At 73.7% G+C, this 24,935-nt stretch carries 21 protein-coding genes and 1 tRNA gene; 7 read left to right on the forward strand and 15 right to left on the reverse strand.

All coding sequences use genetic code 11. The features are described 5' to 3' along the window. Positions 1-9: 9 nt before the first annotated feature. From ACT3TZ_RS00955 to ACT3TZ_RS00990, 8 genes are all read right to left on the reverse strand, one after another. Entirely contained in the window at positions 10-1,467 is a 1,458-nt protein-coding gene (locus ACT3TZ_RS00955; RefSeq protein WP_444581515.1) for a sugar porter family MFS transporter, read from the reverse strand. A 140-nt stretch (positions 1,468-1,607) separates the two neighbouring features. Beyond that, positions 1,608-1,680, reverse strand: a tRNA-Ala gene (locus ACT3TZ_RS00960). A gap of 287 nt (positions 1,681-1,967) precedes the next feature. Next, positions 1,968-2,651 (reverse strand): histidine phosphatase family protein, encoded by a 684-nt coding sequence (locus tag ACT3TZ_RS00965; RefSeq protein WP_444581516.1) that lies wholly within the window; start codon positions 2,649-2,651, stop codon positions 1,968-1,970. Further along, the gene (gene rsfS, locus ACT3TZ_RS00970; protein ID WP_444581517.1) at positions 2,648-3,043 is read right to left on the reverse strand and encodes a ribosome silencing factor; all 396 of its coding nucleotides are present in this window, start codon (positions 3,041-3,043) and stop codon (positions 2,648-2,650) included. Before rsfS ends, ACT3TZ_RS00965 begins: the two co-directional genes overlap by 4 nt. Before the next feature lie 13 nt (positions 3,044-3,056). Then, the gene (locus ACT3TZ_RS00975; protein WP_444581518.1) at positions 3,057-4,325 is read right to left on the reverse strand and encodes a hypothetical protein; all 1,269 of its coding nucleotides are present in this window, start codon (positions 4,323-4,325) and stop codon (positions 3,057-3,059) included. Next, positions 4,291-4,926, reverse strand: coding sequence for a nicotinate-nucleotide adenylyltransferase (nadD, locus tag ACT3TZ_RS00980; RefSeq protein WP_444581519.1), 636 nt, complete (start codon positions 4,924-4,926; stop codon positions 4,291-4,293). The genes ACT3TZ_RS00975 and nadD overlap by 35 nt, the downstream gene beginning before the upstream one ends. A 5-nt stretch (positions 4,927-4,931) precedes the next feature. Continuing rightward, positions 4,932-5,159, reverse strand: coding sequence for a hypothetical protein (locus tag ACT3TZ_RS00985; protein WP_444581520.1), 228 nt, complete (start codon positions 5,157-5,159; stop codon positions 4,932-4,934). 66 nt (positions 5,160-5,225) lie between these two features. After that, positions 5,226-6,551 carry a glutamate-5-semialdehyde dehydrogenase gene (locus tag ACT3TZ_RS00990; protein ID WP_444581521.1) on the reverse strand — a complete coding sequence of 442 codons (1,326 nt, stop codon included), beginning with the start codon at positions 6,549-6,551 and terminating at the stop codon, positions 5,226-5,228. Positions 6,552-6,638: 87 nt separating this feature from the next. Here ACT3TZ_RS00990 and ACT3TZ_RS00995 point away from each other — a divergent pair, with 87 nt between their 5' ends. Both ACT3TZ_RS00995 and ACT3TZ_RS01000 read left to right on the forward strand, forming a co-directional pair. Beyond that, on the forward strand, positions 6,639-7,568 hold the full coding sequence (locus ACT3TZ_RS00995; RefSeq protein WP_444581522.1) for a ribokinase: 930 nt from the start codon (positions 6,639-6,641) through the stop codon (positions 7,566-7,568). A gap of 51 nt (positions 7,569-7,619) precedes the next feature. Beyond that, on the forward strand, positions 7,620-7,784 hold the full coding sequence (locus tag ACT3TZ_RS01000) for a hypothetical protein (protein ID WP_444581523.1): 165 nt from the start codon (positions 7,620-7,622) through the stop codon (positions 7,782-7,784). Positions 7,785-7,804: 20 nt separating this feature from the next. Here the strand turns inward: ACT3TZ_RS01000 and proB are convergent, their stop codons facing one another. The 7 genes from proB to ACT3TZ_RS01035 form a co-directional block, all read right to left on the reverse strand. Next, a complete protein-coding gene (gene proB, locus ACT3TZ_RS01005) occupies positions 7,805-8,965 on the reverse strand; it encodes a glutamate 5-kinase (RefSeq protein ID WP_444581524.1) in 1,161 nt (386 codons plus the stop codon). 3 nt (positions 8,966-8,968) lie between these two features. Next, a complete protein-coding gene (gene obgE, locus ACT3TZ_RS01010) occupies positions 8,969-10,495 on the reverse strand; it encodes a GTPase ObgE (RefSeq protein ID WP_444581525.1) in 1,527 nt (508 codons plus the stop codon). 139 nt (positions 10,496-10,634) lie between these two features. Beyond that, positions 10,635-10,889, reverse strand: a complete 255-nt coding sequence (gene rpmA, locus ACT3TZ_RS01015) for a 50S ribosomal protein L27 (protein WP_444581526.1) — start codon at positions 10,887-10,889, stop codon at positions 10,635-10,637. 39 nt (positions 10,890-10,928) lie between these two features. Further along, a complete protein-coding gene (rplU, locus tag ACT3TZ_RS01020) occupies positions 10,929-11,237 on the reverse strand; it encodes a 50S ribosomal protein L21 (RefSeq protein ID WP_444581527.1) in 309 nt (102 codons plus the stop codon). A 270-nt stretch (positions 11,238-11,507) separates the two neighbouring features. Continuing rightward, on the reverse strand, positions 11,508-14,591 hold the full coding sequence (locus tag ACT3TZ_RS01025) for an Rne/Rng family ribonuclease (protein WP_444581528.1): 3,084 nt from the start codon (positions 14,589-14,591) through the stop codon (positions 11,508-11,510). A 327-nt stretch (positions 14,592-14,918) separates the two neighbouring features. Then, positions 14,919-15,746: a PspA/IM30 family protein gene (locus ACT3TZ_RS01030; RefSeq protein ID WP_444581529.1), complete on the reverse strand. Its 828-nt coding sequence runs from the start codon at positions 15,744-15,746 to the stop codon at positions 14,919-14,921. 241 nt (positions 15,747-15,987) lie between these two features. After that, positions 15,988-17,442, reverse strand: a complete 1,455-nt coding sequence (locus tag ACT3TZ_RS01035; protein WP_444581530.1) for a hypothetical protein — start codon at positions 17,440-17,442, stop codon at positions 15,988-15,990. Between the two features lie 184 nt (positions 17,443-17,626). Here ACT3TZ_RS01035 and ACT3TZ_RS01040 point away from each other — a divergent pair, with 184 nt between their 5' ends. From ACT3TZ_RS01040 to ACT3TZ_RS01060, 5 genes are all read left to right on the forward strand, one after another. Beyond that, positions 17,627-19,162: a cytochrome ubiquinol oxidase subunit I gene (locus tag ACT3TZ_RS01040; protein ID WP_444581531.1), complete on the forward strand. Its 1,536-nt coding sequence runs from the start codon at positions 17,627-17,629 to the stop codon at positions 19,160-19,162. Positions 19,163-19,175: 13 nt separating this feature from the next. After that, complete coding sequence (cydB, locus tag ACT3TZ_RS01045) at positions 19,176-20,246, forward strand: cytochrome d ubiquinol oxidase subunit II (RefSeq protein ID WP_444581532.1); 1,071 nt, start codon at positions 19,176-19,178, stop codon at positions 20,244-20,246. Between the two features lie 101 nt (positions 20,247-20,347). Further along, positions 20,348-22,072, forward strand: coding sequence for a thiol reductant ABC exporter subunit CydD (gene cydD / locus ACT3TZ_RS01050; RefSeq protein ID WP_444581533.1), 1,725 nt, complete (start codon positions 20,348-20,350; stop codon positions 22,070-22,072). After that, the gene (cydC, locus tag ACT3TZ_RS01055) at positions 22,069-23,802 is read left to right on the forward strand and encodes a thiol reductant ABC exporter subunit CydC (protein ID WP_444581534.1); all 1,734 of its coding nucleotides are present in this window, start codon (positions 22,069-22,071) and stop codon (positions 23,800-23,802) included. Before cydD ends, cydC begins: the two co-directional genes overlap by 4 nt. Then, positions 23,799-24,923, forward strand: a complete 1,125-nt coding sequence (locus tag ACT3TZ_RS01060) for a sensor histidine kinase (protein ID WP_444581535.1) — start codon at positions 23,799-23,801, stop codon at positions 24,921-24,923. The genes cydC and ACT3TZ_RS01060 overlap by 4 nt, the downstream gene beginning before the upstream one ends. Positions 24,924-24,935 lie beyond the last annotated feature (12 nt).

Below are 24,935 nucleotides of genomic sequence, written 5' to 3' on the forward strand. Positions count from 1 at the left end.
CCCTCCCGGTCATCGTCCTGCGATTCCTCTCCGCGCGAAGATCTCCCCCGACTCGATCCCGTCTCCGATCTCCTCGAGCGTCCGTCCGCGGGTCTCGGGCACCTGGGTGGCCACGAAGACGATGACGAGCGCGCCCATCGCGCCGAACAGCCAGAACGTGCCCGTGATGCCGAGGGCGGCGACGAGGGTGGGGAAGAACAGGCCCAGCAGGGCGTTGGTGATCCAGTGGCAGCAGACCGCGACCCCGATCGCGATGCCGCGGATGCGCAGCGGGAAGATCTCCGAGAGGTACACCCACACCGCGATGTTCAAGAAGGTCTGCATCGAACCGACGAACAGCACGACGAGCGCGAGCACCACGTAGGGCCGGGCGGGGCTGCCCACCGGCAGCAAGCCCGCGCTGATCGCGAGCAGAAGGTGCGAGAGCGTCGTGAGCGTGAGGCCGATGAGGAACGTCCGTCGCCGGTCGATCCGGTCCACGGTCGCCAGGGCCACGAAGCCCCCCGCCACGGCGATGACTCCGGGAGCGACGTTCGCGATGAGGGCGGCGTGCTCGTCGAAGCCCGCCTCGACGAGAATCGTCTGCCCGTAGTACATGATCGAGTTTATCCCCGTGAGCTGCTGGGCCACCGCGACGCCGGTGCCCACCAGCAGGATCCGCCGGAGCATGGGCGAGGCGAGGATGGCCCGCAGGCCCGTCGTCCCCTCCGCCTCCCCCGGGCGCGAGGACGCGAGGATCTCCGCCACCTCGGACTCGGCGCGGCCCGGGGGTCTCATCCGGCGCAGCACGGCGATCGCCTCGTCGGCACGGCCCCGCGCCACGAGCCAGCGCGGGGACTCCGGCGCCCTCGACATCCCGAGGAACAGCGCGACCGCCGGCAGCGCCGAGACCGCCAGCATGATCCGCCAGACCCCGGCATGCTCGCCCCACACGGTGCCGATCACCGCATTGACGACGAAGGCCGCGAGCTGACCGATCACGATCATGACCTCGTTGCGTCCGGCGAGGGATCCTCGGATCTCGTACGGGGCGATCTCCGCGAGGAAGACGGGGACGACGGTCGATGCGCCCCCGACCGCCAGTCCCAGGAGCACCCGGCCCGCGACGACGACCTGAACCCCGGGTGCGAGGACGCACAGCGCGGACCCCGCGAAGAACAGGCACGAGAGACCGATGATCGTCGGGCGGCGACCCCGGGCATCGGACACGCGTCCGCCCAGGACCGCACCGACGGCGGCGCCGAACAGCAGGGAGCTGGTGACGACGCCCTCGGTGAGCGCCGTCAGCCCCAGCTCCGCGGACATCGGCCGCAGCGCTCCGTTGATCACGCCGGTGTCGTATCCGAAGAGCAGCCCGCCGAGAGTCGCGACCAGGGCGATCATGCCGAGCCTGCGCCGCGTTCGGCCCGGATCGGCATCGTCGGCGGCGGTGCTGCGCGCGAGGGCGCGAGGGCTGCGTGCGGGCATCGTCTCCACTCCCTCGCGATCGCTCGCGGCACGTCGATCCGGGAGGGTCCGCCGTCGCCCTGCGGCGACCCCGGACACGACGAGGGCCCCGCCGAACGGCGGGGCCCTCGTCACGAGTCACTGTCTCAGAGCTTCTCGAGTGGAGCTACGGGGATTCGAACCCCGGACCTCCTCCATGCCATGGAGGCGCGCTACCAACTGCGCCATAGCCCCGTGCTCGTCCTCGCTCGCCGACCCGAGGGGCGGTGTCGCGACGACCCGATAACTCTACAACTCCGATGCGGCGAGGTGAAATCAGGACGTCCGCGATGTGACCGCGACCTCACCAGGGAACGTGCGAGCCTCGGCGACCGGAGGTCCCGGGGCCGGCCCGTGGCCACGATCCCCACCGATGGCCCCGGACGAGGCGGTCGCCGGGCTGGAGATCGAGACCGGACGATGAGCACGGAGGAGACCTGCGGGGTCTTGTCCCCGACGTCGCACCGGGTCCGAGAGCGCTCTCAGTCCTCGGGATCCGGCGCGAGGTTGTGGGCGAGCAGCCGCAGCTGCTGCCCCGAGGGATCGGCCGCGAGCGGCTCGAGCACGCTGCGGTGGCAGTTCTCGAGGCCGGCGATCCCGCGGGAGGACGGGTCCAGCCCGATCATGGCGCTGATCCCGAGCGTGATCGCGGCGCCGTGCGCCACCACCAGGACGGTCATGCCGGGATGCTCGGACAGGAGGCTCCGGCATCGATCCGCGAAGCGACGGGCGACGTCGGCCCGGACCTCGATGTCGAGACCGGGGACCTCGAGGTGGGAGCGCCACGCCTCGTGCTCGCGCGGCCACCGGGCGCGGATCTCGTCACCGCTGAGCCCCTCCCAACGGCCGAAGCCCCGCTCGATGAGAGCGGGATCGGTGAGCACGGGCAGTCCCGCTGCCGCGCCGCAGGCCTCGGCGGTCGCCAGCGCCCGCTGCAGGGGCGAGCTGACGATCAGATCCACGTCCTGGTGGGCGATGGTGCGCGCGAGGGCCCGGGCCTGGGCTCGGCCCCGTTCGTTGAGCGGGATGTCCACCTGGCCCTGAAGCCGTCCGGAGGCGTTGTGGGCCGTCTGGCCGTGGCGCGCCAGGATCAGCCGACCGACGTGACGGCGTGCCCGGACCGGGTGCCCGCCCGCCGTGCCGTGGCCGCCGGAGGTCCCGCTCACTCCTGGGCGGCCGTGCCGGCGGCGGGGGCGACGTCCAGCTCGAGGCCGATCACGGGCGCCTCGCGCCACAGGCGCTCGAGCGCGTAGAACGCGCGGTCCTCGGCATGCTGGACGTGCACGACGATGTCCCCGTAGTCCAGCAGCACCCAGCGGGCATCCCGCTCGCCCTCGCGACGGATGGGCTTGCGCTGCGAGGTCTTCAGCAGCGCCTCCTCGATGCCGTCGACGATGCCGGAGACCTGCCGCTCGCTGGTCCCGCTGCACACCAGGAAGATGTCGGTGATGACGAGCTGCTCGGACACGTCGAGGGCGATCACGTCGCCCGCGAGCTTGTCGGCGGCGGCCTGGCCGGCGATCCGGGCCAGCTCGATGGATTCTTCGGAAGCGCTCACGCGGTGGGACCTCTCAGGTCGACAGGGGGGACGAGGCGGGCGGTGCGTCGACGCCCACCGGGAGGGCGCCGAGGGCGCCGGAGATGCCGGGGCCGATGACACCCGCCAGGAGCAGGGCGACGAGGACGATCAGCGCGAGGGCGACCAGCGCCCACACGATCCAGACGATGGGGTTGCCCCCGGAGCGCTCGGGCCGATGCAGCACGCGACCCTCGAAGCGCGGTGCGGGACGGGGACCGGGAGCATCGCCCACCGCGAGCTCGCCCAGCTCGACGCCGTCGGCGTCGCGGGCGACCGAGGGCACGGATCCCGGATCCAGGGTGGCGGTCGTCGGGCGGCCCGCCGCGGCGGCCTCCTCGATCTCCACGATCCGCGCCCGGCGCCCCAGGCGGCGCACCGTGGGCGTCGGCGAGCCGGCGGGCGGACGCTGCACATCGCGCAGCGTCGCCGCCGCACCGCTCGCCGGGGCGGGCGACGGGGTCCCGGGCGCGGGCGAGGCGGGGGACGACGGGGAACCCGACGGAGCAGGGCTCGCGGGACTCCGGGGGCTCTGGTCGGTGCCCCGGGCGGTCGACGTCTCCGCGACGTCACCCTCTGCCGGCGTCCCGGTCGGCGTCGGCTCCGCGTCCGCAGAGCCCGCGATGGCGGATCCCTCGGTGTCCTGCGTCGACTCAGCGGGGCTGTCCGTCACTGTCGGCGCCTGACTGGGCGTGGGCGCGCCGTGGTGGATCGGGGACAGGACGGCCGTGTCGTCGTGGCCCGGGAGAGGCGGCGCGGCGCCGCCGAGCGGGCGGCCCGAGATGTACGGGAAGCGCGCGGGCTGGGCGCCGCGGCGCTCCTCGTCGACCCAGGGGGCCAGTCGCGGCATGGGAGGCTCGAGGGCGGTCGACGCCGTCGCGGGCGCCACATCGTCCTCGCGGTCCCCGGCCCTCTCGACGGAGGTCCAGGAGGAGTCGTCGGCGGAGGGATCCGCCGGCGCATCGACCGGGGAGGGGGTGGGCCCGGGCTCTGCCACCGCGTCAGTGCGCGAATGCGTGTCCGCGTCGGCGCCCGCGGCGGGGTCGGTGCCCGGCGAGGCCGTGTCGCCCGCCGCGTCGTCCCGCGGTGCGGCCTCCTCCGGATCGGAGGGGACCACCGGGATCACCCCCGAGGCCTCGAGCTCTGCCCGGCGGGCGTCGAGCGCCACCTGCTCCTCGGGCGAGAGCTGCCGTGCACGGCGACCGTGCCGGCGTCGCGTGGGGCTCCCCTCAGCCGGCGAGGCGTGCTGCGTTCCGTCGCTCATCGTCGTCACCTCCTGTGTACAACGCGTACTTGTTGATGTACTGCACCACCCCGTCGGGCACGAGGTACCAGACGGGCTCCCCCTGGCCCACCCGGATCCTGCAGTCCGTCGAGCTGATCGCCATGGCCGGGACCTCGATGAGGGAGACCCTGTCCTGGGGCACCCCCGTCGAGTCGAGCACGTGACCGGGCCGCGTGACGCCGATGAAGTGCGCGAGCTCGAAGAGCTTCGCGCTGTCGCGCCAGGTCAGGATCGATTGCAGGGCGTCGGCGCCCGTGATGAAGAAGAGGTCGGCATCGGGGTGGCGGTCCGCGAGATCGTGCAGGGTGTCCGTCGTGTACGTCGCGCCGGGGCGGTCGATGTCCACCCGTGAGACGGTGAAGACGGGGTTGGCGGCGGTGGCGATCACGGTCATGAGGTAGCGATGCTCCGGATCGGAGATGCCCCGCCCGGACTTCTGCCACGGGCGACCGGTGGGCACGAACACGACCTCATCGAGGCCGAAGACGCTCTGGACCTCGCTGGCGGCCACCAGGTGGCCGTGGTGGATGGGATCGAAGGTCCCGCCCATCACGCCGATGCGCCGCCGCCGCTGCTCCATCGAGCTCAGTGCTGTCCCGGACGCGTGCTGGTGGTGCGGCCGTGCTCGCCGTCCCGGCGCGCGGCGACGTCCTTGGACCGCTGCGAGGGCTTCTGGTTGAGGCCGCTGAAGAGATAGGTGATCCCCAGCAGGCACAGGAGGATCACGAAGGCACCACCGCCCACCAGGAACGGGGAGACGCCCTCGGAGGCGTGCGAGCCGCCCTCGGCGAGGATGAGGAGCTGGTCGAGCATGGGAACGGGCCTTTCCACGGTCACGGCAGACCTGCTCATCATCCCACAGACGTGCCCGGGAATCCGTCAGGGACGCACGTGCCCCTGGCCGATCACGATCCACTTGGTGCTGGTCAGCTCGGGCAGCCCCATCGGGCCGCGCGCATGGAGCTTCTGGGTGGAGATGCCGATCTCCGCGCCGAAGCCGAACTCCCCGCCGTCGGAGAAGCGCGTGGAGGCGTTGACCATGACGACCGCGGAGTCGACCTCCTGCACGAAGCGCTGGGACGCGGCGAGGTCGCGGGTGAGGATCGACTCGGTGTGCCCCGAGGAGTGCGCGCGGATGTGCGCGAGCGCCGCGTCCAGGTCCTCGACCACGCGCACCGAGAGGTCGAGGGACAGGTATTCGAGGTCCCAGTCCTCCGGCACGGCGTCCACGACCGCGGCGGGATCGACGGTGGCCGCGACCGCATCGAGGATCGCCCGGGAGCGGTCGTCGACGTGCAGGGTGACCCCGGCTCCGACCAGCGCCGCCGCCAGGACGGGCAGGGCGGTCCCGGCGGCATCGGCGTGCACGAGCAGGGTCTCCAGCGCGTTGCACACCCCGACCCGCTGGGTCTTGGCGTTGAGCACGATCGGGACGGCCTGCTCGAGGTCCGCGCTCGCATCGACGAACACGTGGGTGGTGCCCGTCCCGGTCTCGATGACCGGCACGGTCGACCGCTCGACGACGCGTCGGATCAGCCCCGCCCCACCGCGCGGGATGAGCACGTCGACGAGGCCGCGGGCGCCCATGAGCGCGTCCGCTCCCTCGCGGCCATGGGCGTCGATCCCCACGATCAGGTCGTCCGGGAGCTCCTGCTCGAGGAGCACCTCGCGCAGCACGGCGATGATCGCCTCGTTGGAGTGCCGGGCCGCGGAGCCGCCCCGCAGCACGATCGCATTGCCGGACTTCAGCGCGAGCCCCGCGGCATCGACCGTGACGTTGGGTCTCGCCTCGTAGATCATGCCGACCACGCCGAAGGGCACGCGCACCTCGCGCAGCTGCAGGCCGTTGGCGAGCACCGAGCCGCGCACGACGTCCCCCACGGGGTCGGGCAGGGCGGCGGCGTCGCGGAGCTGCTGGGCGATCGACACGATCCGCTCCGCGTCCAGCACCAGGCGGTCGCGCAGCCCCGGGTCCATGCCCGCGGCGTCGGCGGCGGCGAGGTCCTCCGCGTTGGCCGCGACGATCTTCGCGGAGCGTCCCGTCAGGGCATCCGCCATCGCCAGCAGCACGGCGTCCTTGCGGGCGCGGGTCAGGACGGCGAGCCGGGGCTGGGCATCGCGCGCGGCGCGTGCGGCGTCCAGGACCTGATCGCGGGCGGTGGGTTCGGCGGTGGGGGTGTCATCGACCGTCAGCTGGGGGACCATGGGGCCCATCGTACGAAGGCGGCGGCGCGCGGGCGTGGCCTGTCCGTCGTCGGCGGCCCCGGTGCCGCAGGACACGAGGAGGACAGGGTGCACGCAGCGCAGGAGGCCGCCCCGGGCCGAGCGGTCGAGGTCGTCGTGGTGGGGTCGATCAACGTTGACCTGACGGTGACGGTCACGCGACGACCGCGCCCCGGTGAGACGGTCATCGGCGGCGGCGGAGCCGCCACCCCGGGAGGCAAGGGGGCCAATCAGGCCGTGGCCGCCGCGGGGCACGGTGCCCGGGTGCGCATGATCGGGGCGGTCGGCGACGACCAGCACGCCGACCTCGCGACGACCGCGCTCGAGCAGGCCGGGGTCGACATCTCCGCGGTGCGGCGTGTGCCGGGTCCCACCGGGCTCGCGGTCGTGACCGTCGATGCCGGCGCGGAGAACTCGATCGTCGTGGTGCCCGGCGCCAACGCCGCGGTCACCGCGGACCGGGTGCTCGAGCACCGCACCGCGGTCTCCGGTGCCGCGGTGGTGGTGGTCCAGGGCGAGATCCCGCGGGCGGGCACCGAGTGCGCGGCGCGCCTGTGCCGCGGTCGTCTCGTGCTCAACCCCTCCCCCGTCGGACCACTGGATCCCGACGTGCTCCGTGCCGCCGATCCCCTGGTCGTGAACGTCCACGAGGCCGCTCGGGTGGTGGCGCTGCTCGCGGGCCGGCACGCCGAGGGCGACGATGACGGTGATGGCGACGCGCAGGACCTCCGGGAGAGCATCCGGACCCTGCTCGCGAAGGGCGTGACCTCCGTGGTCCTCACCCGAGGGGCCGACGGCGCCCTCGTGGGTGCTGGGGCCGGCCCCGTCCACGAGGTCCCCGCCCCCCGGGTCCGCACGGTCGACACGACCGGCGCGGGCGATGCGCTGACGGGGGTGCTCGCCGCGGAGCTCGCCGGGGGGACGGACCTGCTGGCCGCGAGCCGGATCGCCGTGGCGGCGGCCGCACGGACCGTCACGGTCCTGGGTGCCCGCGCATGAGCGCCCGGGAATCGCCCATCGGCCGTCGTCGCCGCCGCGGGACGACGTCCCATGTGGCTGGCCCTGCTGGGGTACACCACGGCCCTGCTGCTCTGCGCTGCGGGGGCGGTCGCCTTCGGCGGGCTCACGGGCCCGGCGCTGTGGGCCGTCCTCGGGCTGGTCCTGGGTGCCGTCGCGGCGGCCCGGGCGACGTTCGCCCCGAAGCGCGAGGGTTGACGCGCCGTCGGGTCCGGGGCTCAGGCTCCGGGCAGCACCACGAGGTCGTCCCGGTGCAGCACGGGGCGACGGAAGGCGTCCCCGTGCTCGTGGCGCAGGTCGGCGCTCGAGCGTCCGCGGATCGCCCGCAGGTCCTCGCTCGAGTAGGCCACGAGGCCCCGTGCGACGACGCGGCCGTCCGGGGCCACGACGTCCACCGGCACGCCCGCCGCGAACGTCCCCCGCACCTCGGTGATGCCCACCGCGAGGAGCGAACGGCGTCGTGAGGCGAGCGCGGTCGCGGCGCCCTCGTCGACGTGGAGGCTTCCCGCACCGCGGGTCGCGAAGCGCAGCCACACGAGCCGGGAGCGCCGCCGTCCGTGGCGGGCCGGGAAGAACGTGCCCACGTCCTGGCCCGTGAGGACCTCGCCGAGCAGTCCCGCGGCGGTGAGGATCGTCGCGGTGCCGGTGGTCGAGGCGTGCTGGGCCGCGGCGAGCTTGGTGACCATGCCGCCCGTGCCCACGGCGGACCCGACGCTGCCCACGTCCACGCCCTCGAGCGCGGCGTCGTCCTGGACGGTCACGATGCGGCGTGCGCCCGGTTCCCGCGGCGGCGCCGTGTACAGCGCGTCGACGTCGGTCAGCAGCACGAGCAGATCGGCGCCGATCAGCTGGGCGACCAGCGCGGCCAGGCGATCGTTGTCCCCGAAGCGGATCTCGTGGGTGGCGGTCGTGTCGTTCTCGTTGATCACGGGCACGGCACGCATGCCCAGGAGCGCCTCGAGGGCGGTGCGCACGTTGCGGTAGGTCTCACGGCGGATCACGTCGGACTCGGTGAGCAGCACCTGACCGGCGACGAGGCCGTTCGCGCCGAGCGCCTGCGCCCAGGCCGATGCCAGCAGCGACTGGCCCACGCTCGCGGCGGCCTGCTGGGTCGCGACGTCCGCGGGGCGGCGCGGCAGGCCCAGCGGGGCCAGCGCCGCGGCGATCGCCCCGGAGGAGACGATCACGACGTCGGTCCCCCGCGCGGCGAGCACGGCGACGTGGTCGGCCACGGCCCGGACGGCCGCCGGGTCCAGGCGCCCGGCGGTGTCCGTGAGGCTCGAGGAGCCGATCTTCAGGACGATGCGGTGGACACCGGGGACCTGCGCGCGCGCGGTGACGCGGGCGGGCTGTCGGGGCTGCTGGGGGACGGTGCTCACGGGTCAGTCGTCGGAGGCGGCGGGATCGGCCCAGTGCCCGGAGCGACGCTCCTGGTCCATGGCCTCCAGGCGGTCCATGCGCGCCGCCGTGCGGGCCTTCTGGTCCTCGCGCTTCTCCTCACGGGTGGGCCGCGAGCGGTCCTCGAGGCGGGCGTCGGTGCCGCGGGAGCCGAGGTGCTCGGCACCTCCCATGAGGGTGGGCTCCCAGTCGAAGACGACGGCGTCGTCCGCGCCGCCGATGACGACCGTGTCGCCCGCGACGGCACCGACCTTGTACAGCTTCTCCTCGACACCCAGACGGTTCAGGCGGTCCGCGAGGTAGCCCACGGCCTCGTCGTTGGTGAAGTCGGTCTGGCGGACCCAGCGCTCGGGCTTGGCGCCGAGGATCCGGTACGCCACGTCCCCGTCGTACTGGGTCTTCTCGACGCGGAACGGCGAGGAGTCCACCGAGCGGGGCTTGAGGACGACCGGGGCCGCCTCGGGCTCGGGCAGCGCGGCACGTGCCTCGTCGACCAGACGCCCGAGCACGAACTCGAGCTCCCGGAGCCCCTTGTGGGACACGGCGCTGACCTCGAGGACGGGCACGCCGTGGGAGGCGAGGCGCTCGCGGACGATCTCGGCCATGTCCTGGCCGTCGGGCAGGTCCGTCTTGTTGACGACGATCACCTGCGGGCGCTCCATGAGCGGCACCCGGTCCCCGGCCTCGGCGTCCAGGCCGCCCGCGTACGCGGCGAGCTCGGCCTCGATCGTCGCGAGGTCGGTGACGGGGTCGCGGTCGGACTCGAGCGCGGCGGCGTCCAGGACATGGGCGATCACGTGGCAGCGCTCGATGTGGCGCAGGAAGTCCAGTCCCAGGCCCTTGCCCTCGCTCGCCCCGGGGATCAGCCCGGGGACGTCGGCGACCGTGTACCGGTACTCCCCCGCCTCGACGACGCCGAGGTTGGGGGTCAGCGTGGTGAAGGGGTAGTCGGCGATCTTGGGACGCGCGGCGCTCATCGCGGCGATCAGCGAGCTCTTGCCGGCGCTGGGGAAGCCGACGAGGGCGACGTCGGCGACGGCCTTGAGCTCGAGGACGTAGGTGTGCTCCTCGCCGGGCTCTCCCAGGAGGGCGAAGCCGGGGGCCTTGCGCTGGCGGGAGGCGAGGGCGGCGTTGCCGAGTCCGCCGGTGCCGCCGTGCGCCGCGACGAAGCGCGCGCCGATGCCCACGAGGTCGGCCAGGACGCGGCCGTCCTCGGTGGTCACGACGGTGCCGTCGGGCACGGACAGGACGAGGTCCTCGCCGTTGGAGCCGGCGCGCATGTCGCCCTTGCCGAAGCCGCCGGACTGTGCGCGCTGGTTGGGGGCGTGGTGGTAGCTGAGCAGCGTCGTCGACGAGGCGTCGACCTCGAGGATCACGTCGCCGCCGCGGCCGCCGTTGGCGCCGTCGGGGCCGGCCAGGGGCTTGAACTTCTCGCGGCGGATCGATGCGCAGCCGTGGCCGCCGTTGCCGCCCGCGGCGCGCAGGAGGACCCTGTCGACGAACGTGGTCATGGTGGGGTCCTCCCGGATCCGTTGTTCCCCGGTCGATGTGGTGCGCGCGGATGCGGCCCGGGGATGCGATCAGGGGCGGAGTGCGATGACTCCGCCCCTGGTCGAGGTGTGTGCGTGCCGCGCGGCGCGCGGCGGTGCGTCAGACGCCGGTGACGATGCTGACGACGTTGCGGTCGCGCTTGCGGCCGAACTCGACCGTGCCCGCCGTGAGGGCGAACAGGGTGTCGTCGTTGCCGCGTCCCACGCCGTCACCGGGGTGGAAGTGCGTGCCGCGCTGGCGGACGATGATCTCGCCCGCGCCGACGTTCTGGCCGCCGAAGCGCTTGACGCCGAGGCGCTGCGCGTTGGAGTCGCGGCCGTTCTTCGAGGAGCTTGCGCCCTTCTTGTGTGCCATGGGGAAACCTTCTCTCGTTGTGCCCGGTGACGGGATCGCTCAGGCGATGCCGGTGACCTTGAGGCGCGTCAGCTCCTGGCGGTGGCCCTGGCGCTTCTTGTAGCCGGTCTTGTTCTTGTACTTGAGGATGCGGATCTTGGGGCCGCGGAGCTCCTCGAGGATCTCGGCGGTGACGGTGACCTTCGCGAGGTCCTCGGCACCGGCGGTGACCTTGTCGCCGTCGACGAGCAGGACGGGAGCGAAATCGACGCTGTCGCCCGTCTCGCCGGCGACGCGGTTGATGACGAAGGTGTCGCCGACCGACACCTTCTCCTGACGACCGCCTGCGCGGACGATTGCGTACACCACGTCAATGCTCCATCTGTTCGTCTGATTCGCTTGCTGTCCCGCCCGGTTCCGGCGGACCTGCGACCGTCGACCGCGCGGGGCTCCCGGGACCCGGCCGGAGCCGGGCACCGCAGGGGCCTGCGGGACGATGCGGTCGCGCCGTCACCCGTGGGCGAGCACGACGGGGCGCGGTGAACGCGCCGCAGTACAGGATACGGTCCCGCAGGCCGCACGGTCAACCATGTCGTGCCGTGTGACCTGCGGGAACGTCACCTCGCGCTGTGGAACTGGTCACGCACGGGAGGCATCCGGGTCCTCGGGAGCCTCGGAGGGCTCGCTGGTCCAGTCGTCGTCGGACGTCACGGGGGTCGCCGGGGCCTCCTCGGCGACCTCGGTGGTCCACGCGTCCTCGACCGTGTCCTCGGGCGTCGTGGCGGCGCTCTCCGGCTCCGGGGCGGACGCCGCCTGGTCCGCGGGCTCGTCGACGCTGATCACCTGGCCGTCGACGACCACCTCGGGGTGCCCGTGGCCAGTGGTCGCGGCGGCGATCGAGGCGATGGTCGCGCGGGCCAGCTCCCGGGAGGTGGTGTCCTCCTCGAGCCGGTGCACGTCCTCCGGTGACTCCTCGGCGGGCTCCTCCGCGGGCGCGTCCTTGCCGGTGCTCCCGGCGGACCCGGATCCCGAGGCGGAGCCCTTGCGTCCGCCCCGGCGGCGCGAGCCGCCGTTGCGGCCGCCGTCGTCCTGCTGGTCGGACTCGTGGTGGTGCTTGCCGTCGATGTCGATCTGGATCCCGCGGCCCGCGCACGCCTCGCAGGTGGTCGAGAACGTCTCGACGAGGCCCTGGCCCACGCGCTTGCGGGTCATCTGGACCAGGCCCAGCGACGTGACCTCGGCAACCTGGTGCTTGGTGCGGTCTCGCCCGAGGCACTCGATGAGGCGGCGCACGACGAGGTCGCGGTTGGCCTCGAGGACCATGTCGATGAAGTCGACGACGATGATCCCGCCGATGTCGCGCAGCCGCAGCTGGCGCACGATCTCCTCGGCGGCCTCGAGGTTGTTGCGGGTGACCGTCTCCTCGAGCGAGCCGCCCGAGCCGGTGAACTTGCCCGTGTTGACGTCGACGACGGTCATCGCCTCGGTGCGGTCGATGACGAGGGAGCCGCCGGAGGGCAGGTAGACCTTGCGGTCCATCGCCTTGAGCAGCTGCTCGTCGACGCGGTGCTTGACGAACACGTCCTTGTCGCCCATGTGCCGCGTCACGCGCTCGAGGAGATCGGGGGCGACGTCCTGGACGTACTCGTGGACGTCGTCGTAGGCCTTGTCGCCCTCGACGATCAGGGAGGTGAAGTCCTCGTTGAAGACGTCGCGCACCACCTTGATGGCGAGGTCGGGCTCCTGGGCCAGCGACGCCGGGGCGGACTTCGACTTCTGGGCCTTGAGGATCTTGTCCCACTGCGCGCGCAGACGCTCGACGTCGTGCGTCAGCGCCTCCTCGCTCGCGCCCTCGGAGGCCGTGCGGACGATGACGCCCGCTCCCTCTGGGATGACCTTCTTCATGATCTTCTTGAGCCGCGAGCGCTCGGTGTCCGGGAGCTTGCGCGAGATGCCGGTCATCGAGCCGCCCGGGACGAACACGACGTAGCGACCCGGAAGGGAGATCTGGCTCGTCAGGCGGGCGCCCTTGTGGCCGATGGGGTCCTTGGTCACCTGGACCAGGACCGGGTCGCCGCTCTTGAGGGCGAGCTCGATCCGGCGCGGCTGGCCCGAGAGCCCGGCCGCGTCCCAGTTGACCTCACCGGCGTACAGGACGGCGTTGCGCCCCTTGCCGATGTCGACGAAGGCGGCCTCCATGCTGGGCAGCACGTTCTGGACCTTGCCCAGGAACACGTTGCCGACCATCGAGGACTGCGTCCTCTGGGCGACGTAGTGCTCGACGAGGACGTCGTCCTCGAGCACGGCGATCTGGGTGCGGCCCGGGCGCTCACGCACGATCATCGAGCGCTTGACGCTCTCGCGGCGCGCTAGGAACTCGGCCTCGGTGATGACGTTGCGGCGCCGACCGGCGTCGCGGCCCTCGCGGCGGCGCTGCTTCTTGGCCTCGAGCCGGGTCGAGCCCTTGACGGCCTTGACCTCGTCGCGGCGGTCGCGCACCTTGACCACCGTGTTGGGCGGATCGTCCGAGGACGGCTTGTCCTCGCCGCCGCCCGAGGAGCGCCGGCGCCGGCGCCGGCGGCGCGAGCTCGAGCTGCCGCCGTCCGCGGAGTCGTCGTCGTCGCGGTCGTCGTCGGAGGTCTCGTCGGACGTCCCGGAGTCCTCGGCGGTGTGCTCGGCGTGCTCCTCGGAGGAGCCGTGGGAGTCGTCCGAGCTCTTCGCACCACCCTTGCCGCGTCGGCCACCCCGCGAGCGCGAGCGCCGGGAGCCGGACCGCTCCTGCCCGTCACCGGAGCCGCCGTCGTCCTCGCGCGCGTCGTCGGAGGCCTCGTGGTCGGAGGTCTCGCCGGAGTCCTCGTCATCGTCCGAGCGGGCATCTGCTCGCTGCTCGGAGTGGTCCTCGCCGCGCTCGTCGGTGCCGGACTCGTCGTCGCCACGACCCCGGCCGCGGCGACCGCGGCCTCCGCGGCGGCGACGACGGCGGGAGGACCCGCCCTCGTCGTCGGAGTCGTCGTCGGGACCGGAGCCCTCCGTGTCGTCGGAGGAGTCCGTGTCCTCGCTGCGACGGCGACGGGCCGCGGACGACCCCCGGCCACCGCGGGCGGACCGCTCGCCGCGGGGCGAGCCCTCCGCGTCGTCGACGGTGCCGGCGTGGGATGCGTCCGTGGTGTCGGCGTCGGAATCGGCCTCCTCGCGGAGGTCCGGCGCCTGGAACAGCAGGGAGGAGAAGTCGAGCTGGGCGCGCCGGGAGCGGTCCTCGTCCTCGGAGGTGGCGCGGGACCGCACGGCGCGACGACGCGACAGGGCTGCGAGGTCGTCGGCGATGCCGCCGGTCTCGCCGTGCTGGTCCTCGGCCGCGGGCGTGGGCGCCTCCTCGTCGTCCGCGTCCTCATCCTCGTCGTCCTCGGGGGTCGGGGCCGCGGGGACGGGGTCGTGGGCGGCGGAGAACACCGGCGCCACGGGAGGGCCGGCGGGCGCGCCCGAGCGGCGGCGCTTGGGGCGGGTGGTCGGGGCCGGCTCGGCCTCGGCGACGGGGGCCGTGGACTCCTGCTCGGGGACGCTGGTCAGCGGCGCATGAGGAGCCTGCTCCTCGGCCTCCTGGTGCACGGCCGGGGCGCCGGTCGGCGCTCCGGCGCGTCGGCGCCGTCGCGGCGGGGCGGACGTCGGGGCGTCCGTCTCCGTCGTGTCCTCGGCGTGTTCGGGTGTGCGGGAATCCTCAGCCATGGGGCTGCTCCTTCTGGCGGGACCAGCGCACCCTGGTGCCGTGATGTCATCGTCCTGACGGACGGAAGTCGTGTGCCCTCACCGTCGCGCTGCTCCCATCGGGAGCGCAGCGATGTCGTCGGGCGCAGGCACGGTCGCGAGGCTCGCGGGGCCGGTGCCGGCCGATCGACGCCGGGAGGTTCCCCCGCCCGGTACGGGGCGGAAGAGCGCCGCGGCAAGTATGGCACACCTGGCCCCTGCGGGACCGGGTCCCCTGCCTCCGGCGCGGCGCGCCCGCGGGACCCGGGGATCCTCGACCCCGGTCCCCGTCGGGCGCGACGGGGCGGATCAGCTGCCGGTGCCGGGGACGTACTCCTCGTCGACCTCGACGTCGATCGTGTCGTCCTGGGCGCGCGGGGCCTCGATGCTCCCGGGGGCGCGCGCGCCCTCGACCTGGGCGGTGCCGCGGTTCTTGAGGGCCGCGAGCCGCGAGTCGACGTCCAGGCGGCGGGCGTCGACCTCGAGGGACTCGAACTGGGAGTCCAGGGAGTTGGCGGCGATCTCCTGGCGCCCGATCACGCGGGCCTCCTCGCGACGCACCTTGTCCTCGAAGCGGGACAGCTCGCTCGTGGGATCCAGGATGTCGATCGCCCCGACGGCGTCGCTCATCCGGTTCTGGGCATCGGCGGCCCGCGAGCGGGCCACCAGCTGGTCGCGCTTGGACTTGAGCTCGGTGAGCTTGCCGCGCATCGTGTCCAGACCGGTCTTGAGCTGGCCCACCACCTGGTTCTGCGACTGGATGGAGGGCTCGACGCTCGTGGCCTCCTCGGAGGACTGGATCTGCCGCTCGATCGCCACGCGGGCGAGGTTGTCGAAGCGATCCGCCTCCCCGGCCTGTCCCTCGGACCGCAGCTGATCGGCGCGCTGGGAGGCGGCGACGGCCTTGCGCTCCCAGTCCTGGGCGGCCTTGACGTCCTCGTCGTGGTCGCGCTCCATGAGGCGCAGGTTCCCGATCGTCTGGGACACGGCGGCCTCGGCCTCGCGGATCGAGTCGGTGTAGTCGCGGATCATCTGGTCCAGCATCTTCTGGGGATCCTCGGCCTGGTCCAGCAGGGCGTTGATGTTGGCGCGCGTCAGCTGCGCGACGCGTCCCAGGATCGACTGCTTCTTGGTCATGGCTTCCACCTTCTGTCTCGGGGTTCCGCCCGGGTCGCGCGGAGGTCGACGCACGGGGCGGACATGGTGTCGTGCTTCACGCGGAACACTAGCGGTCCGGGCCGTGCCGCGCCTGGATCGTGCGAGGTCGCGCCCTCGCCGGCTCCGGTCCTCCCGACGAGCACCCGGACAGGGCAGGGCGGGTCAGGACGGGACGGGTCAGGTGAAGTCAGGTTCGCGGCCCGCCGGACACGGCCCGACGTCAGAACCGGCGCCGCGATCGTCCCCGGCCGCCGCGCATCGCGCCCTGGACGGCACCGGCGGCGATCTCGGAGATGACGGCCTCGAGCATCCCCGAGCCGGACCCGCGGGCCGAGGACGAGGAGGGTCCGGCGATCCCCGAGGGCCGCGATGCGCCGCGATCGCGGTCCTCCCCGTAGGCGCCGAAGCCGCCGAGGCTCCCTCCCAGGCCCCCCAGCATCCCGAGGGCGTCCAGGGGGCCGTACCGGTCGTCGGCGGCCTGGCGCGCCCGGTCGCCCACCCGCGGGTCGTAGGAGTCCGAGGGGACGGACCCGCGCTGCTGCTCGAGACGCCGGGCCTCGCGGTCGGCGTCGTACCGGTCCCGGGACGCGGCGATCACGGCATCGAGCTCGGCATCGGCCGCACGGACGGCCGCGAGCAGCGAGACGGGGTCCGCGCCCTGGGTGCTCGCCGTCGCGGCGCGGGTGCGCACCTGCTCGGCCACGGCGATCGCCTGCGGCAGGCGGGGGTCCTCGTCCCGCGTCGCGTGCGCGCGGGCCAGGGCCGTGTCGAGCTCGCCGAGGGCGTCGTCGAGCTCGCGTCGTGAGCTCTCGAGCGCCCGGGGCAGCGCCACGACGGCGTCCAGGGCGGCGCCGGCGTCCTGGAGGGCGTGCTCGGCGGCCGAGAGCCGTTCGAGCTGTTCGCCCGTGAGCATGCCGGAGGCGGCGCCGAGGTCGTCGAGGTCGCTCCGTGCCCCGGCGAGCAGACGGGCGGCGCCCTCGGTGCCCTCGCCGAGCGAGCGTGTGGCTCCCGCGCCGTGCTCGGCGACGACCTGCTGCTCGACGGTGCGGGCGCTCGACAGACGGGCCGACAGCTCCTCGTGACGGGCCGTGGCGCGGCGCAGCCGCTCGGCGGCGTGCCGGGAGTCGTCCCGCAGCGCTCCGACGCGGGCGGTCTCGCGATGCAGCTCCTCGACGGCACCACCCACGCGGGTGCGGATCGTCTCGACCTCGCGCCGGGCCGTGACCTCCTGGCCCGCCGCGAGCAGCTCGTCGATGTGGCGGCGGGCGCGGTACGCGGCATCGAGCTCGTCACGCGCCCGCGTCACGGCCCCGCCGAAGGTCTGTGCGGTCGCGCTGCCGAACTCGGCATCGGCGAACATGCGCTCCTGGTCCGCGGCGCGGACGGCCTCGTCGGCGTGCAGCAGCACGGCGTCGATGCCGGTGATCAGCTCGGGTAGGGGTGAGAGCGCCGCGAGGCGGCGCTTCTGGGCGCCCGCGGAGCGGCGATTGCCCAGGACGGCCAGCACGATGATGCCCACGACGACGAACCCGCCGCCGACCACGAGCGTTCCGATACCGGTCAGCGCCCCGCCCAGATCCGCGAGGAGCACGCTCGCGGCACCGTGACCGGACGTGGGGACGGGGGCGGTCGCCAGGACGTCGAGGCCCGCTCCCCCGGTGGCGCTGATGGTCACGGTCGCTCCTCGGCTGGTCGGACGGCCCGCACGCTGGGCGGGCACCACGGTGGGGTCACCCTAGCGGGGGCGTCCGGGACGGTTCTGCGACCGGGGCCGGGACGATCGTCCCGGGGACGGCGGTCGCGTCCGGTCGTACCCTGGAAGCCGCCCCCACACGCCCTTTTCTCCCTTGAGGAGTCCCATGGAAGCCCTCGACATCGCCCGGTGGCAGTTCGGGATCACGACGGTCTACCACTTCATCTTCGTGCCGCTGACGATCGGGCTGTCGCTGCTCGTGGCGATCATGCAGACCGTCGCGCACCGGTCCCGCGACGTCGTCAAGAAGGATGCCTGGACCCGTCTGACCAAGTTCTTCGGCTCGATGCTGATCGTGAACTTCGGGATCGGGATCGCCACCGGCATCGTCCAGGAGTTCCAGTTCGGCATGAACTGGTCGGAGTACTCGCGCTTCGTGGGCGACGTCTTCGGCGCGCCGCTGGCCTTCGAGGGCCTGGCCGCGTTCTTCATGGAGTCGGTGTTCCTGGGCCTGTGGATCTTCGGCTGGAACCGCCTCTCCCCGCGCCTGCACCTGCTGACCATCTGGTGCGTCGCGATCGGCACGACCCTCTCGGCGTACTTCATCATCGCCGCCAACTCCTTCATGCAGCACCCCGTGGGCGCCGTCTACAACCCCGAGACCGGCCGCGCCGAGCTCGACAGCATCCTGACGGTCCTCACGAACATCACGACGCTCGCCGCCTTCCCGCACGTCATCTCCGGGGCCTGGCTCGTCGCGGGCGCCTTCGTCACGGGCGTCTCCGCGTGGCACATGGTCAAGCACCACAACAAGGCCCGCGAGCTGGGCATCGGGTCCCCCGAGGGCGACGCCCACGACACCCAGGCGCGCACCGTCTTCCGTCCCGCCGTCCGCTTCGGCGTGCTGGCGATGTTCGTCTCGGCCCTCGTTCTGGTGGTCACCGGCGACATGCAGGCCAAGCTCATGTTCGAGCAGCAGCCCATGAAGATGGCCTCCGCGGAGGCGCTGTGCGAGACGGAGACCGGGGCCTCGTTCTCGATCCTCACCGTGGGCGGCCCGGACGCCTTCTCCGCCAACTGCGGCGACGTCCAGCACCTCATCGAGATCCCGTACCTCACCGCCATCTTGGCGACGAACGACCCGAACGCCACGCTCCAGGGCGTGGGCGACCTCCAGCAGCAGTACTCCGAGAAGTTCGGGGACACCGTCACCGCCGCCGACGGCACCGTCCACGCCGCGGACTACCGGCCCAACCTCTTCGTGACCTACTGGTCCTTCCGCCTCATGATCGGCCTGGCCGGCTTCAGCGCGATCGTCGCGTTCTGGGCGCTGTGGATCACCCGCGGCGGGCGCACCTCCGGGTCCCGCGCGTTCCAGTGGTTCACGGTGCTCGCGATCCCCATGCCCTTCCTCGCGAACTCGGCGGGCTGGGTGTTCACCGAGATGGGGCGCCAGCCGTGGGTGGTCGCGCCGAACCCGACGGGCGATCCGACGATCCGGCTGATGACCCTCCAAGGGGTCTCCCCGAACCCCGCCTGGATGGTCGCGACCTCGCTCATCGCCTTCACGCTGCTGTACGCGGCGCTCGTGGTCGTGTGGTTCCACCTCATGCGCAGGAGCGCCCTGAAGGGGATCCCCATACCGAAGACGGACCCCAAGACCCAGAAGGTCGACACCCCGGCCCTGTCCTTCGACTACTGAGAGGCCGCAGACCATGGAACTGACCACCTTGCAGATCATCTGGTTCGCCCTCATCGCCGTGCTGTTCGCCGGCTACTTCATGCTCGAGGGCTTCGACTTCGGCGTCGAGATGAACGTCGGCGTGCTGGGCCGCGGCGACGAGGCCCGCAAGGGCACGATGCTCGCGACCATCGGCCCCGTCTGGGACGGCAACCAGGTGTGGCTGCTCGTCGCGGGCGCCTCGATCTTCGCGGCCTTCCCCGAGTGGTACGCGACGCTGTTCTCCGGGTTCTACCTCGCGCTGCTGCTCCTGCTGCTCGTGCTCATCATGCGGGTGTGCGCCTTCAAGTACCGCGGCAAGTCCGAGGACCCCCGCTGGCGCCGCGCCTGGGACCGGGTCCATGTCGTCGCGGGCTTCGTGCCCCCGCTGCTGTGGGGCGTGGCCTTCGCCAACATCGTCCGCGGGGTCGACATCGACGCGGGCAAGCACGTGACGACCTCGCTGATCGGCCTGCTGAACCCCTTCGGCCTGCTGGGCGGCGTCGTGTTCGTGCTGCTGTTCTGGCTGCAGGGCACCGCCTACCTGGCGCTGAAGACCGTCGGCGACCTGCGGGCGTCCGCCAACCACCTGCTGGGCCGCCTCGTCTGGCCGACGATCCTGGCCGGCGCCGCCTTCCTGGTGTGGAACCAGCTCGCCCACGCCAACACCCAGCTGACCTGGATCCCGCTGCTCGTGGCGGCCGTGGCGCTGGTCGGCGTGACCGTGGCCCACCGGCTCCGGCGCGAAGGCTGGGCGTTCGTGGCCACCAGCACGGCGATCGTCGCCGCGGGCGTCCAGCTCTTCGGCGGCCTGTTCCCCGACGTCATGCCCGCCCGCAACGATGCCGCCCTCTCGCTGACGGTCGCCAACGCCTCCTCCAGCGAGCACACCCTCGGGGTGATGCTGCTGGCCACCGGGGTGCTGCTGCCGATCGTGCTCGCCTATCAGATCTGGGCCTACTGGGTGTTCCGCCACCGCGAGGATCCCGAGAACCCCGTGGCCCGGCCCCGTACGCTCGGCGAGAGGGCCACCGCGGGGTACCGCGAGGCCTTCGAGCAGGACTGATCCCCACCGCACGCGCCGTCCCCGGTGCCGATCATGATCGCCGGGACCGGGACGGACGGCGCCGGACCGACAGGGTCGGCGGACCCGAGGAGACGATCCCAGTGACCGACACGGTCGCCACGACCCCGCGCCCCCCGCTCGACCCGCGCCTCGTGCGGCACGTGCGGGCCGCGCGGGCGCACGTCGCGCTCCAGGGCCTGCTGGGGCTCCTCCAGGCCGCCTGCGTGATCGTCACCGCGATCGCGCTGGGCCGGATCGGGGCGGCGCTGCTGGTGGACCGCGAGCTCCCCACCGAGCATCCGGCGCTGCTGGGCACGGTCGTCGCCGCCCTCGCGGTGCGGGCGCTGACCGTCTTCGTCCAGCAGCGCACGGCACACCGGGCGGCGACCGCCGCGATCGCGGACCTGCGAGGGCGCCTCACCGCGCATGCCGCGTTGCTGGGGCCCCGCCGGGCGGCCGGCCGCGGCGCCGACGTCACGAGCCTGGCGACCACCGGGCTCGAGGCCCTGCGCCCCTACCTCGTGGGCTACGTGCCCCAGCTGCTGCTGGCCGCGACCATCACCCCGCTGTGCCTCGTGACCATCGCCGTGCTGGACCCCACGAGCGCGGTGCTCGCCGCCATCTCCATCCCGCTCATCCCGATCTTCATGATCCTCGTGGGCCAGCTCACCCAGGGTCGCTCCGAGGCCCTGCTGGGGGACATGCGGTCCCTGTGGTCCCAGCTCCTGGACCTCGTGGAGGGCCTGCCCACCCTGCGGGCGCTCGGCCGGGAGAAGGGCCCCGAGCGCACCGTCGAGGCCCTCGGGGACCGGCACCGCCGCTCGGCGATGGGCTCGCTGCGCTACGCCTTCCTCTCCTCCATGGTGCTCGAGCTGCTGGCCACCCTCGCCGTGGCGCTCGTGGCCGTGGGGATCGGCCTGCGCCTGGTCTCCGGGGACCTCGAGCTCGCCCCCGCGCTGGCCGTGCTGGTCCTGGCCCCCGAGCTCTACCTCCCGCTGCGACAGGTGGGACAGCAGTACCACGCCTCGACCGACGGGCTCGCCGCCGTCGACGCGACCTTCGGCGTCCTCGAGGAGCCCCTCGAGCCCGACGGCACCCGCGCCGCCCCGGACCTGCGAGCCGGACATCTGGCCCTCGAGGGCGTCGGCGTGGTCTCCCGGGACGGGATGGCGCCGGAGGGCGCGACGCTGCGCACCTCTCCCGGCCGGATCACCGCGATCACGGGCACGTCCGGGGCGGGCAAGACCACGGCCGTGCTGTGCCTGCTGGGACTGCTCACCCCCGACGAGGGCCGTGCGCTGGCCGTCGACGACGGGACGGGGGACGCGGTCGAGGTGTCGGCGCTGCACCGATCCACCCTGTGGGAGCAGGTCGACCACCTCCCCCAGCGCCCCGTCGTGGGCCCCGGCACCCTCTGGGCGCTCCTGCGGGACGCCGCCCCCGACGCCACCGAGGCCGAGCTCGAGGAGGCCGCCCGCGCCACGGGGCTCGACACCGTCGTGGCGCGCCGCGGCCGCGACGCCCCCGTGGGACGCGGCGGCGACGGCCTCTCGCTCGGCGAGCGCCAGCGGCTCGCGCTGGCCCGCGCCGTGCTCGGCACCGCCCCGCTCGTCGTCCTGGACGAGCCCACCGCGCACCTCGACGGCGCGGGCGAACGGGTCGTGCTGGACCTGCTGTCACGCTGGCGCGACGAGGGCCGGGCCGTGCTGCTCGTGGCCCACCGCAGCGCCCTCGTCGACCTCGCCGACGACGTGGTCGAGCTGCACCCCGCACGTGCCCTGCGCCTGCCGGCCCGCACGCAGGAGGCGGAGGTGACCGGCCGATGACCGCTCCGACCCGTCCTGCCCGGGACGCCCGCCGGCCCAGCCCCCTGCGGCGCATCGTCGCCCTGCTCGAGCTGCCGCCGCGGCGCGTGCTCGCGGCCGTCCTCGCGGCCACCGCGACGCTCACGAGCGCCGTGGCGCTCGCCGCCGTGAGCGCCTGGCTCGTGACGACGGCGTGGACCATGCCGCCCGTCCTGGACCTCACCGTCGCCGTCGTCACGGTCCGCGCCCTCGGCATCAGCCGCGGCGTGTTCCGCTGGATCGACCGGATGGCCACCCACGACGTGGCCCTGCGCGGCGTGGTGCGGCTGCGCACCAACCTGTTCACCGCCCTGGCGGCCTCGCGCGGGGACGCCCTCCTGCGCCTGCGCCGCGGCGAGCTCCTGGCCCGCCTGGGCGACGACGCCCAGGAGATCGGCGACCACGTGATCCGCGCGGTCGTCCCGGGGATCGTCGCGGCGGTGATGGCGGTGATCTCCGTGGCGATCGTGGCCCCGCTGTCCCCGCTCGCGGCCGCGGTCATGCTCGTGAGCCTGGTGCTCGCGGGGGTGCTGGCCCCCTGGGCCGCGTACCGTGCGGCGCGCATCTCCGGCGCGGCCGTCATCGACCGGCGCGGAGACCTCACCGGCGGCGTGCTGGAGGTGCTCGACGACGCCACCGCCCTGCGGATCGACGGGCGTCTGGACGGGGCCCTCGGGGACCTGGGGCGCTCCCAGGCGGCCTACGACGCGGCGATCGACCGGGCGGCCACGCCCACGGCCCTCGCGGCGGCCGCCGTGCCGCTCGCGACGATCCTCGCGCTCGTCGGCTCGGTGCTCGCCGCGGGACCGCTGTGGCTGTCGGGGACCGCCTCCGCAGGGGCCATCGGGATCCTGCTCCTGCTGCCCCTGTCGGTCTTCGAGGCCGCCGGGGCGCTGCCCGCGGCGGCGGCGCAGCTGGCCCGGTCCCGGGCCGCCGCTCGACGGCTCACCGCGACGATCGGCGCCCCGGTCGCCGAAGGGGCCGGGGACAGGGACGAGGCAGCCCCCGCACACGGCCCCGCGACCGGCACCGCCTCGCAGGTCCCCCGGATCACCGCCGAGCAGCTGAGCGCCGGCTGGTCGGCGGACAGCCCCGTCGTCCGCGACCTCACCCTGGACCTCGCGCCGGGTTCGCGCCTGGCGATCATCGGACCGTCCGGGATCGGCAAGTCCACGCTTCTGCTCACCCTCGCGGGGCTCCTCGATCCCCTGTCCGGGACCGTGCGCCGGGACGGCGTCGACCTCGCCGCCCTGGCGCCCGACGACGTGCGCCACGACGTGGTGCTGTATGCCGAGGACGCCCACGTCTTCGCGACCACCGTCCGGGAGAACCTGCGCGTGGCCCGGGGCGGCTGCACCGACGAGGAGATCCTCGCGGCGCTGGACGCCGCCGGGCTCGGCGACTGGATGCGGACGCTCCCCGGCGGCCTGGACCACCTGCTCGGACCGGACGGGACCACGGTCTCCGGCGGCGAACGCCGGCGCCTGCTGCTGGCACGCGCCCTCGTCCGCCTGGCCCCGGTGACGCTGCTGGACGAACCCACCGAGCACCTCGATCCCGCCCGGGGCCGCGCGCTCCTGCACGGCCTCCTCACCGCCGGCGACGGCGCGCTCCTTCCCGCCACCTCGACCGTCGTCGTCGTGACCCACGACGTCGCGGCCCTGCCACCGGGGACCGCCGTGCTGGACCTGACCCCCGGAGGCCCCCGATGACCCTCGGTGTTCCCCACGTCCGCCTGCAGGAGCTGTGCACCGTGGTGCTCGAGGCCCGCGAGGACGACGACCTGCTGACCGCGCTCGTGGACCGTGTGCACGGGGACCTGCGCGCCTCGCGGACCGTGCTGATCCTGCCCGCGGGGGACCGGTGGGGCGTCGAGATCGCCGTCGGGGACCGCGCCGGGCTGCTGCTGGGAGAGACCGTGCGCGAGCCGACGCGTCTGGGCCGGGCACTGAGCGCCCACGACGCCGAGGCGGTCGAGAGCGTCACCCCGCCGGACCAGGTCACCCTCGCCGGGACGCGCGCCCAGGTGCTGACCCGCGCCGTCGACATCGGCGAGCAGGGCATGGGTGCCCTCATCCTCGTGCGGGACCTGCCCATCGCCTTCACGGCCGTGGACCGCGAGCGCGGCGAGGGGATCGCCGCCCTGCTGGGACTGGCCCTCGTCGGCGCGCACGCGGGCGGCTCCGAGGAGCTCGACGACGAGCGCGGGCGGATCGCCCGGGACCTCCACGACCTTGCGATCCAGGAGCTGTTCGGGGTGGGCATGGAGCTGGAGTCCCTGCAGCGGGCCCTCGCGGACTCCGCGGGCGCGGTCGGGGTCTCCCCCGGTCTCGTGCGGTCGGTCGAGACGTCCGTGGGCGGTCTGGAGCGGGCCGTCGCGCAGATCCGTCAGATCGTGCAGTCCCTGCGCCGCGAACGCCCGAGCGCGACGCTCAGCGAGCAGCTGCGCCACGAGGCGGGCCTGGCGATCGCGGGCCTCGGGTTCGCCCCGACCTTGCGTCTGCCGAGCGATGTGCAGGGCTTCGACTCCGAGGTCCCCGAGGAGATCGCCGAGGACGTGGTGGCCGTCGTCCGCGAGGCCCTCGCCAATGCCGCCCGGCACGCCCACGCGACGGCCGTGGCCGTCGCGGTGTCCGTCGTCTCCGAGGGGGTGGACCGCGTCGTGCAGGTGGACGTCTCCGACAACGGGCGCGGCATCGACCCGAGCGTCACCCGTCGCAGCGGCCTGGCCAACATGTCCAGCCGCGCCCGCCGTCACCGGGGCTGGGTGGATGCGATCCCGCTGGACCGCGGGACGATGATCTCGTGGCGGGCCACGCTCCCCGCTCGCTGAGCGGCCCGGGGG

The sequence above is a fragment of the Brachybacterium sp. AOP25-B2-12 genome, from assembly GCF_052378625.1.
GTDB lineage: Bacteria > Actinomycetota > Actinomycetes > Actinomycetales > Dermabacteraceae > Brachybacterium.